We start from the raw sequence: 11,158 nt of genomic DNA, 5'->3' as shown, positions 1-11,158 counted from the left end.
TCTAATCTTTCGATTCTTTCCTTGTATGAATCTCTTTCTATAGTTAGTACTTCTATTTTTTCTCTAGCATTTTCTAATAATTTTATAGCTTTATCTATATCTTTTTTAATTATTTTACCTCTATATAGTTCAAATCCTAGTTTTTCTTGATATAGTGGATTTTCTTCTTTTGATTTTTGTTTATATATTTTAATTAATCTCTCTTCACATCTATTGTCATTATTATCAACCAACTTTTCATATTCTAAAACAGCTTTATCAATTTCACCTTCATCATAATATCTATTTCCAAGAATATAACTAGCCTCTAATTCCCCTTCTTCTGATAAAACTTGTAGTACTTTTGTACTAAATCCAGCGTAAATTGAAGATTTTGAGTTTTTCTTTCCGTCATTTTTACAAATTACATCTTCTATAACACTTCTCATCATATTTTCGATATTTCCTTCAAATTTTGAATCAATTACAATATTGCTAGAAGTCGATTTATTGTTGATAGTTTCTGGCGCTATTTGATCTAATTTATTGTCTATTTCATCTATCATTTTTTGTTGTCTTTCTAGTACAGAATCAATATGCTCCATTATACCTTCATATTGAGTGTCCATCTTTTTTAATAATTCACTTTCTATAAATGTATCGATTCTCTTATTAAAAGCCGTAATTTTTTTATCTAAGTCTCTAACGTTTTTTGATACTGTAGTAAAACTTATCATATTGCTATTTTTCATTACAGAGTGTATCTCATCTCCAAACTTTGCAATAGTTTTAATCAGTTCATCTAATTCGCTCAAATCTTTATCTATATTTTTTAACCCGCTTACCATCTGCACTACTTTGTTTTTATATGTATTTAACTCGTCCATCTTCTTTTTGGTTATATCGATTTGTTTTAAAGAATCAAGCTTGGTTATCGATTTATTAAATTCATTTATACTCCCCTCTAATCCATTTAACGTTATGCATATTTGCTCACTATTTTCATTAAACTTATCAATTGATTCTACTATACCCCTTGTGTTTAATTCGTTATTCGTCATATTATTCACCTATCTCCCATTCACCTTTGTATTTATATTTTCAAATAGTTTGTTTATATTCCCCATTTTCAGTTGAATATTAGATTTTAATTTTTCCGTTTTTATTATTTTATTTCGCAATATATCGTTTAGTTTATCAAACTGTTTGCCATATTCATCAAATAAATTGCTAAATTTTATTCCCTCTTTTTCTAAGCTATTATAAAACTCTCTCAACTGTTTTTCATAAGATAAATCTTCTATATACAAGTACATAATCGCAAATTTTGAAAACTGATATGATTTTTCATAATAGCTCTGTGCCAACTTATACTCACCTATTTCAAATAGCTTGTCTCCTTTTTCTTCGTATTTTCCATCCTCTTCAAACAAATCACACAACCTTGCTAAACTGTTTGAATTTGGCTCCACACTTCTAATAAAGTAGTTTTTCGCTACTGAATATCTCTCATCATAGAAAAACTTCATTCCTAATTTAAACAGCTCTATACTATCTCCTACTACTTCTCCTAAGTTTAAATCTTTAAACTGAGTTAAAGTTTTTATATATTTTATATCGTCGCCTAGTTTTGCTTTGATTTCTTTTAATACTTCTGTTTCTTTTTCTTCTATTAAGACTAAATTATAATTTGCTCTAGTTATAGAAACATAAAATCGATTGAAGTAATAACTGTAATGACCTTCTTTTAAAATTTCCTTTTTATAAACTTCTTCATAAATATCTGCATAGTCAGATAATATATTGTAAGCTATTATATTATCGAATTCCTTCCCTTTAAATTCAGATATTGTAAATGCATTTTTGCAGTTGTACTTTTGTTTTAGATGTTGTTTTTTCTCATCATCAGATACTATAAGCGCAACTTTTGCAGATGCATCAAGCTCACTAAATATAATTTTTAAGTTGTCTTCTGTCGCTTCAACTTGCTCTATTATACCTGTTTTATTGTTTTTTGTTATTTCAAACTGTCTGTCTTCTTCTTTTCTTGCCGGAAGTTTATCATTTATTATTTCATTTACTATATTATTCATCTTCATTATATTTATAGAGTTTCTGAAATTCTCATTAAGTCGCTCAATTTCATAATGATATCCGTATAAATAAAATAATTTTGTAAGCCTTCCTATTTTGAAAAATGTTGGATTTATTATTTGGTTGGGGTCCCCTGCTAATAATATTTTTCTTGTTTTATTCTTTGCATAAATTTCTTGTTCTTTAGCTAATAAGAACAACATATATATTTGGACCTCTGTAAAATCTTGAACCTCATCAACTACGACATATTCATAGTTTATAGACTTTTCTTTTATTAAACTTTGTAATTCAAATGCTATATCATTTATGTCGTGATAGTCATTTTCGCACAACCACTGGTTGTATTTTTCCGTTATAGAATATAAAATTTGCCTATCTTCTTCTACAAAAATTTTATAATCTTCTACTATTTGTTTACTATTGTTGATATAGTATTCAGAGTTTACTATATATGGCTCTTTCCTGTCCCAATCGACGTACATAGAACCTTTTAGTATTCCAAAAATTTCGCTATAAATAATATTTTTTTCATTTTCATATTTCTTAATAAACTTTATAATATTTCCGTCCCTAGATGTCTGTTGTAACCATTCTAAAAACTTTGTAAAACTCTTATTATAAGAATTTTGCGTTATAATTTTAGATCTATCTATTTTTTTGTTGTTATGCTTATAATTTATCTCTGTGCATATATCTACAAAAGTTCTTATATCTATATATTCGTTATATTCATAGTAATTTTCCATTACTTTTGATTTCACATATTCTTTTAAGTTGTTTGAAAATGTAATGTAGAGAATTTTTTTGTTTGAGTTCATATTTTTGATTTTTTCAACCATATCTGGTATTAAATTGATTGTAGATAGTGTTTTTCCACTACCAGCTATACCTGATAATATGAATGGTTCTGATTTTTGAATAAATGTATCTATATATTTGGCTTGTTCTTTTGTCAGTACTTCTTGATATATTATTTCATTATCGTTAAAATCAATAGCTCTAAATGTCATATTAGTTTCTTGGTTTCTTTTTACGTTATCCCTTATTTCCAACATATCTTTATATGTCATTTCTTTTTTTCTATTTAAATTTTTGAAGTTTCCATTATCAAAGAAGTGGCTATTTATCCTTTTAGATACTTTTAATGCTTCTTTTTCTTGATCGTTGTGCTTAGCTATTGAAAATAATATAATCCCCTTTTTGTCGTTTTTATTGCCTTTATATCTATCAAAGTCAAATTCATTCTTTTTAACATAATCTTTCATAAAACATGCTATTATTCTATCACTATCATTTATCTTGTTATTGAAATCAAATCCATAAATACTATTATCTTTTATCCCCTCATACTTTTTAAAACCTAGACTATTTAAATTTAACGACTTATTTGATGATTTCATGCATTTATCAATCTTTATAATTAATCTTTTTAAGTCACTTTCTAGGTTATTGTCTTTTATCTGTTTAAATATAGTCTGCTCTAGAAATACATTAATACCTAAGTCTTTGCTAAATGTTATTTCCTCATCTATGCTGCTTTGCAGAGTCAAGTCTAAATCTTTTGGTTGTAGTTGATTTATACTATTTTCTTCTATCACTATATTTATATCTTTTTCTAAATTTGTATCGTGTTCTAAATCTGTGACTTCTTTTGGTTCTACATCTAAATCTGCTATTTCATCTTGTATAACCATTACATCACCATAATCTTGTTCTAAGTCGCTTTCTTCTAAATCTGCGACAATTTCCTCATTACTTAATACATTTTTTCTATCTAATTCATAACACTGTGCTAGATAAAACATTGCGTCTTCATTTCCCATTCGTGCCAAGTCATTATATAATTTAAACGCTTTTTCTTTATCTATATCTATCCCTATTCCATGTTCATAACAATATGCTAGTCTATAAATGCCATCTTCATAATCTATTTCTTTTAATTCCTCATATATTGAAAATGCCTTTTTATAATCTACATTAGTTCCAATTCCAAATTCATAACAATGTCCCATAAGATATTTTGCATCTTCATTTCCATTGCTCACAGCTTTTTTATATCGATTAAATGCTTTTTTATAATCCTGTTTTACACCTATTCCATATTCAAAACAAATTGCAGTCCTAAGCTGAGCTATATCATACCCTCCATTAGCACAAAACTTATAGTATTCAAATGCTTTTTTCTTGTCTTTATCTACTCCAATTCCATTTTCATAATATACTCCCAAGCAATATTGAATTGGATAATTATTTTTTTCATTTTCAAGTGACTTTACTATTTCAAATGCCTTTTGTTTATCTTCTTCTACTCCTATCCCATGTTCATAACAAAGCGCTAAACAAAATTTTGATTTTATAAATCCTTGTTCTGCTGATTTTTCAAACCATATAAAGGCTTGTTCCTCTTTTTCGTCTTCTTCCTCATCTAAATCTATATCTACCCCATCGATATACAAACATGCGAGGTTATACTGTGCCTCTTTCGAGCCATTTTGAGATGCTTTTTTGTACCAGCCAAATGCCTTGGATATACCCTCGAGCTTATCTCTTTCAAAGGTTAGATAATAATTTCCCATGTTGTACTGGGCATCTTCATCTCCTTCATCAGCTTCATTTCTCAACTGCTCATATGATAATTTCTTTATTTTTTCTTTTTCTATTATTCTATCATCTTCTTCTATTTCATCTCCTTCTTTATCCTTCCTCTTTAGTGTGAATTTCAACATATTGCTTTTAAATAATTCTTCAAACTTTTTCATTTTAATTTCCATTTTAGTAGTCACATTATAAAGCAACTCCATCGTAGAAACTTCCCTAAAATCCTTCATAAGTCTTCTCCCAATAAATTTTTATATATTGATTCTATATTATAAGTATAATAAATTAAATTAAAATAGTATAATAAAATTATCTCATATTATAATCTTTGGAGGTATATATAAATTGAATTATAAATTTTTTAGTAATACTAAATGTGAATACTTTCCCTGTCATAAAACAAATGACCCAGAAAATTTCAACTGCTTATTCTGTTATTGCCCTTTATATGCTTTAAAAGATAAATGTGGTGGAAATTTTAGATATACAGAAAAAGGTATAAAGGATTGTACAAATTGTACTCTTCCCCACCAAAGGAAAAATTATGATTATATAATTGGAAAGTTTAAAGAAATTGTTGAAATTACAAAATTAGACTCTGAATAAGATATTATATATTTTTTAAAATTATGATGCATTATTTATAGCAAAAAAAATACGAGTTAGAATTGATTTACATCATCTAACTCGTATTTTTTCGTCTCGTTTTTATTTCAGTCTTATTTCAATATATCCATCATACCATTTATTCGACATTCTTTCAATATTATAATTTTTGTAATTTAATTTTTTATTTTAATATTGCCATGATTTAACTTTTTAACCTTATGATATATCAATTGTAAAATTACACTTGCACATACCATAATTCCCAAAATTGCAATACCCATATGCATAAAGAATGCTTCCGGCAATATATTTATAACAGGATCTAACACAGGGTTAAAAATCCAATAATTGTTACTAAACATTATCTTATGAAACATAATAAAACATGCATTGAAATTTATCGCAATTGGAATAGCCAATAAAACTGGCATTATCACAATTAAGATGGATGCATTTCTTAAAAATTTGAAGTCTTTCTTTCTAATTTGTAAAATACCTCCTACAACAGAGATAACTCCACAGATTATAGTAAGTATTTTTACATTTTGGAATATATCTCTCACTTCTTCAAAATGGATTTTACCATTTTGTGATGAAGGTAGAGATGGCAACTCAAATTCTTCTGCATTCCAGCTTAAGTTATAATCAATTAAATAATCGTAATTCTCTATTATATCTTCCCTTGATAGATTAATCATAGACTCTATGTTTAGTTTATCTATATCATTATAGTAGATGCTTTTTATATTCATAGTTATAATAACTGATGAACCAATCACAAATAAAGCTAAACATATAGATACAACTACATTTAATAACTTTCTCAATTGAAAGCCCCCTCTAATTTAAGTATTAAACTATTTTTGTAGTGAAATCTTCTATATTCCAAACATCATCAACTACATCACTGTAGAATTCTGGCTCATGGCAAACTAAAAGAACTGTTCCTTTAAATTCTTTTATTGCTTTTTTAAGCTCATCTTTAGCTTCTACGTCTAAGTGGTTTGTAGGCTCGTCAAGAACTAAGAAGTTTATGTCTTTTAACATTAACTTACATAATCTAACTTTTGCCGCTTCTCCCCCACTTAAAACTCTAACTTGACTTGTTATATGTTCAGTAGTAAGACCACATTTAGCAAGAGCTTGTCTAACTTCGTAGTTTGTTAATACAGGATATTCTTGCCATACATCATCTAATGCAGTATTGTAGTTATCCATTGAACTTTCTTGTTCGAAATATCCAACTTCTAAGTAATCACCTAATTCAACTTGACCATCAAATGGTTTTGTCATTCCAAGTAAAGTTCTTAGAAGTGTTGATTTACCTATACCATTCATCCCTTTAAGAGCTATTTTTTGTCCTCTTTCTAATTGGAAGTTTAATGGTTTAGTTAATGGTTCATTATATCCTAACACTAAATCTTTAGTTTCGAATATTATTCTCGCTGCTGCTCTAGCATTTCTAAAGTTGAATGTTGGTTTTAATTTTTCTTTTGGTCTTTCTAAGATTTCCATCTTATCAAGTATTTTTTGTCTTGAGTTTGCCATACCTCTAGTTGCAACTCTCGCTTTATTTCTAGCTACGAAATCTTCAAGTTTCTTTCTTTCTTCAACTTGTTTTTCATAAGCACTTTCTTCTTGTCTTTTCTTAATATCTCTAAGTCTTACAAATTCGTCGTAGTTACCTTTATATCTTGTAAGCTCAGCATTTTCTATATGATAAATTACATTACATGTATTGTTTATAAAGTCTGTGTCGTGTGATACAAGAATAAAGCTGTTTTCATACTCTTGTAAATATCTTGTAAGCCATACTATATGCTCTTCATCTAAGTGGTTTGTAGGCTCGTCAAGGATTAATATTGTTGGACTTTCTAATAATAATTTAGTAAGAAGTACTTTTGTTCTTTGACCTCCACTTAAATCAGTTACGTCTCTATCAAGACCTATTTCCCCTAATCCTAAACCATTAGCAACCTCTTGGATTTTTGCATCTATTGTATAGAATCCACTGTTTTCTAATATAGTTTGTATTTCAGCAGTTTCCTCAAGAAGTTTATTCATTTGTTCTTCGTCTGCTTCACCCATTAGGTCATACATTTTTAACATTTCTTGTTCTAACTCGAACATGTTTTTGAACGCATCTCTTAATACGTCTCTTATAGTCATTCCTTTTTCTAAAACAGCATGTTGGTCTAAGTATCCAACTGTTGCTCTTGATGACCATTTTATATTACCTGCATCTGGCATTAATTTTTTTGTTATTATATTTAAGAAACTAGATTTTCCTTCTCCATTAGCACCTACAAGAGCTATATGTTCTCCCTTTTTAAGTCTAAAAGATACATTTTCTAGTATTGTTCTCGCTCCAAAACCATGACTAACATTTTCTACTACTAGCATTTATCCACCTCTTATAAATTTTATTTGTTTACATCTATACTATTATATTTGATTTTTGTAATTTTGCATATACGTATTTTTAAAATACAGAATTAGGATTCCTGCTGTTGTCTGTTGTGAGAATTCCAATGCTTTTTCGGCAATTAAGTAAAATCTAGTGCTTAAATTTTGAACGTGTTTATACATATGTTGGTTCTTTATCGCATTATAAGAATTAAATCGTATATACTCTTCTACAGAGTTAAATAAAATCGGTTCAGAGTATATTCTAAATCGCTTTATTTTTAGATAATTGGCTTTTGCGTAATTTTCAAACTGCATGTGATTGTTTAGTAAGTCTCCTGTGGCGTGTTGCGGGACGGTTACATCTTGAACTAGATGGCAAGCTGCACCTAAATAAAACATGGATTGGTATATATCATCTTCATAAAAAAAATCTATAGCATAGTCGTAATATTTTATAGCTAGTGTTAGTGCATTATCGTCTACACCTGGTAGCCCCTTATTTGTAAAAGTATTAAAAAAATGACAATAGCATTTTAAATCTTGGTCTGCCCATACAACTCCTTGATTTATTGTTTTTTTGTATCTATAAAAAAATTCATAGACTTCATAGTATCCATTTAACCATAAGCTATTCATTGCATTTTCCTGTATAAATATATGAACTCTACAGTCTGGTTTTGAAAATTTATTTTTAATCGGACTTATAATATTTAATGTCTTTTCTAAGACGCTATTATTCCTTCTTTCCCCCAATATATTTGTCATAATATCACCTTATTTTTTATTTTTAAAATAATTATCTAATCCATCTGCTACTGAAGTCATCATTTTTTCTTGATATTTTGGACTAGACATATTTTGATCTTCTGTATAGTTACTCATAAATCCCATTTCTAATAGTACTGCTGGGACTTGTGACCAGTTAAATCCTGTTAAGTCGCTACGTTCGAATATACCATTTACTTTGAAACCATTATTTTGCATATTTTCATTTATAAATTTTGCACAATTTGAGCTGTCTTCATAAATAGCTGATGTATATTCACCGTATTTTGATGGAATTAAAATAGATGCTCCTGTAATTCCTTCATTGTCAGAACCGTCGGCATGTATCCTAACTACCATATCTACTTTCTTTTCATTTGCAAATATAGCTCTTTCTTTATTGCTTATATCCACATCATGACTTTCCCTTGTCATATAGACTTTATATCCTCTACTTTCTAATATATGTTTTAACTTTAAAGATGCCTCTAAATTTAATTCATATTCTGGCTTTTTAGTCGCTACACCGGCTGTTCCAGAAGATACTTTTGCTTTATATGAGCCTGAATTTGGTCCTACTTGTTCTGTCTCTGAATTTCCTTTTGCCTGATGACCTGGGTCTATACATATTATGTATTGTTCAGTTTTAGTGTTAGGATTTAGTTTTAAAGCTGAAAAATTTGAAACTAATTTTGTTAAATTTTTTGTTTCACTCGATGTAAAAATCATTATAAGTCCAATTATTAGTATAGTAGTAGTTAAAAATTTATATTTTTTCATACTATCCTCCTCAACATTTTTATTTTCATTTAAATCTGTAGTCTTTCATATATATTTATATACATAAAATTTTTTAGAGGTGATAACTCTTGAAGAGAAAAAAAAGAAAATATAGTAGCAAAAGTAAACGCCCTGTTAGAGATTCTAATTCAACTTCGCAAAATAATACAAACTCGTCTAATTCGTGTAATAATAATTGTTCTGAAAATGATAACAATCAAAATTGTGATGATAATACAAACCAAAATAATGATGATAATCAAAATTCAAATTGTAATTCTGAAAGTGGTTCAAGCTCTTCAACTGGAAAACAATCGAAGTTGTGTTATTTTTCATCGCTTGATTACATAGTTTTAGCTTCTACCTTAGCTATTGCATTAGGAGAAGAATTATCTGATGTAGATTTAAGTATACTTTCTACATTTCTTGCTGTTTTGTCTGACCAAATAGCATTAATAGCTAGTGTAAATGCTTGCTCTACGGACGGCGAGGATGCTATATTTGTTCCTCCTATTCCTGCTGTTCCGACAACTGCTGGTGGAAGATCTAGTTCAAAAAGATCATCTTCATCTAATTCTAAAAAACATTCAAAAAAAATAGTAAAAAGAAAGGTTAAAAAGAAATAAAATCTATATAATTTAAATTTTATTTCTTTTTTATTTTTTGTTTTATTTCATTTCAACGGTTTTTCTTTTATGCTTTGTTTATTTATGCAATCTACGGTTTTGTTGAATCTCATTTCCAAGCATTAAAAAATTACTTCTGCAAAATATAATATTAGGCACCAACCAAACTCAAGAAAGAAGGTGTTTATAACATTGCTAAATTTTAATAAAAAACTCAATTTAAAGTCATTAAAATTTAATAGTTTCTTTTTTGTTTGTTTTTTCTTCTTATTATATTTTTTCATGAATAATGCAAATTATGCATATTCTTTGGAAAAAAATAATGATATGTATTTAATTCCAATCGGAAAAGTAATTCAAGTTGATGGCCAGCTAGAAAATCTAATTGTTCGCAATGAAGTTAATGGCTGTCCACTAAAAAGCGGTGATTTAATTTTGAGAGTAGAAGGTAATCCAATAAAAGATTTTAATCATTTATCAGATGTGTTTTATTCTTCTACTGGTAATCAAATTAGCGTTACTGTTAAAAGAGGAAATGTAATTAAAAATTTAATATGTTATAAAGAACCATTAAAAAGAGTTAGTTTTAATAATGCAATATCAGGTTTTGCTACACTGACATATATAAATCCTGAAACTCATCAATTTGGTGCAGTGGGACATGCAATTAATGTCGGTGACGCAAAACAAATACCTATTAAATCAGGTACTATATCTACAACAAGCAATTTAGAGATAGAAAAATCATCTCGTGGAAATGTTGGATATATAAATGCAAGTAAAAATTATTTAATTGGTGATTTTAAAGAAAATACGCAATATGGTATAAAAGGTAAAACTAGAAATATAGATTTTTCAAATCAAAGAAAATATAAGGTAGCTAATTTAGATGAAGTTCAACTTGGTAAAGCGCAAATAATATTACAAAATAAACAAAATCAATGTGTTAAGTATGATATTGAAATATTAAAAATTGAAAATCAATGTACTCCAGAACCTAAAACTTTTAAAATAAGAATTGTTGATGAAGATTTACTTAAGGAGACTGGAGGAATTGTGCAAGGTATGAGTGGTACTCCAATAATTCAAAATAATAAAATAATTGGTGCAGTATCTCATGCCTTAGAAAACAATCCTAAAATAGGATACGGCGTGTATATAAAATGGATGTTGTAAAGCATAATAAAAATAATCTCTAGATATCTAGAGATTATTTTTATTATGCTTTAATTAAGCTATATTTATACATATTTATTTTTATACAAGTAAAAAATATAATAAATATTTTAAAACTT

9 protein-coding genes are annotated in these 11,158 nt (G+C 27.7%); 3 read left to right on the top strand and 6 right to left on the bottom strand.

The genetic code is table 11. From position 1 onward, the window contains the following. A partial coding sequence (locus I4U58_RS09300) for a S46 family peptidase (RefSeq protein WP_195931025.1) occupies positions 1–1,040 on the bottom strand: 1,040 nt, incomplete at its 3' end. Between the two features lie 9 nt (positions 1,041–1,049). Beyond that, complete coding sequence (locus I4U58_RS09295; RefSeq protein ID WP_195931024.1) at positions 1,050–4,904, bottom strand: AAA family ATPase; 3,855 nt, start codon at positions 4,902–4,904, stop codon at positions 1,050–1,052. 115 nt (positions 4,905–5,019) lie between these two features. Between I4U58_RS09295 and I4U58_RS09290 the strand changes: the two genes are divergently transcribed. Then, positions 5,020–5,280, top strand: coding sequence for a cysteine-rich small domain-containing protein (locus I4U58_RS09290; RefSeq protein ID WP_195931023.1), 261 nt, complete (start codon positions 5,020–5,022; stop codon positions 5,278–5,280). Positions 5,281–5,456: 176 nt separating this feature from the next. On the opposite strand, the gene I4U58_RS09285 is transcribed toward I4U58_RS09290, so the two are convergent. Genes I4U58_RS09285 through I4U58_RS09270 form a run of 4 tightly spaced genes read right to left on the bottom strand, consistent with a single transcriptional unit; the run spans position 5,457 to position 9,237 of the window. Beyond that, positions 5,457–6,110 (bottom strand): TIGR01906 family membrane protein, encoded by a 654-nt coding sequence (locus tag I4U58_RS09285; RefSeq protein WP_195931022.1) that lies wholly within the window; start codon positions 6,108–6,110, stop codon positions 5,457–5,459. Between the two features lie 25 nt (positions 6,111–6,135). Next, positions 6,136–7,686, bottom strand: a complete 1,551-nt coding sequence (locus tag I4U58_RS09280; protein ID WP_195931021.1) for an ABC-F family ATP-binding cassette domain-containing protein — start codon at positions 7,684–7,686, stop codon at positions 6,136–6,138. Positions 7,687–7,728: 42 nt separating this feature from the next. Beyond that, positions 7,729–8,457, bottom strand: a complete 729-nt coding sequence (locus I4U58_RS09275) for a zinc dependent phospholipase C family protein (RefSeq protein WP_195931020.1) — start codon at positions 8,455–8,457, stop codon at positions 7,729–7,731. A 9-nt stretch (positions 8,458–8,466) separates the two neighbouring features. Next, complete coding sequence (locus tag I4U58_RS09270; protein ID WP_195931019.1) at positions 8,467–9,237, bottom strand: N-acetylmuramoyl-L-alanine amidase; 771 nt, start codon at positions 9,235–9,237, stop codon at positions 8,467–8,469. 89 nt (positions 9,238–9,326) lie between these two features. Here I4U58_RS09270 and I4U58_RS09265 point away from each other — a divergent pair, with 89 nt between their 5' ends. Both I4U58_RS09265 and I4U58_RS09260 read left to right on the top strand, forming a co-directional pair. Next, positions 9,327–9,863, top strand: a complete 537-nt coding sequence (locus tag I4U58_RS09265) for a hypothetical protein (protein ID WP_195931018.1) — start codon at positions 9,327–9,329, stop codon at positions 9,861–9,863. A 327-nt stretch (positions 9,864–10,190) separates the two neighbouring features. Continuing rightward, on the top strand, positions 10,191–11,039 hold the full coding sequence (locus tag I4U58_RS09260) for a SpoIVB peptidase S55 domain-containing protein (protein WP_243269599.1): 849 nt from the start codon (positions 10,191–10,193) through the stop codon (positions 11,037–11,039). Positions 11,040–11,158: the final 119 nt, after the last annotated feature.

The organism is Clostridium sp. 1001270J_160509_D11 (assembly GCF_015667935.1).
GTDB lineage: Bacteria > Bacillota > Clostridia > Peptostreptococcales > Peptostreptococcaceae > Intestinibacter.
Note: the sequence above shows the minus strand (reverse complement) of the source record. Positions and strands in the feature narration are given on the sequence as shown.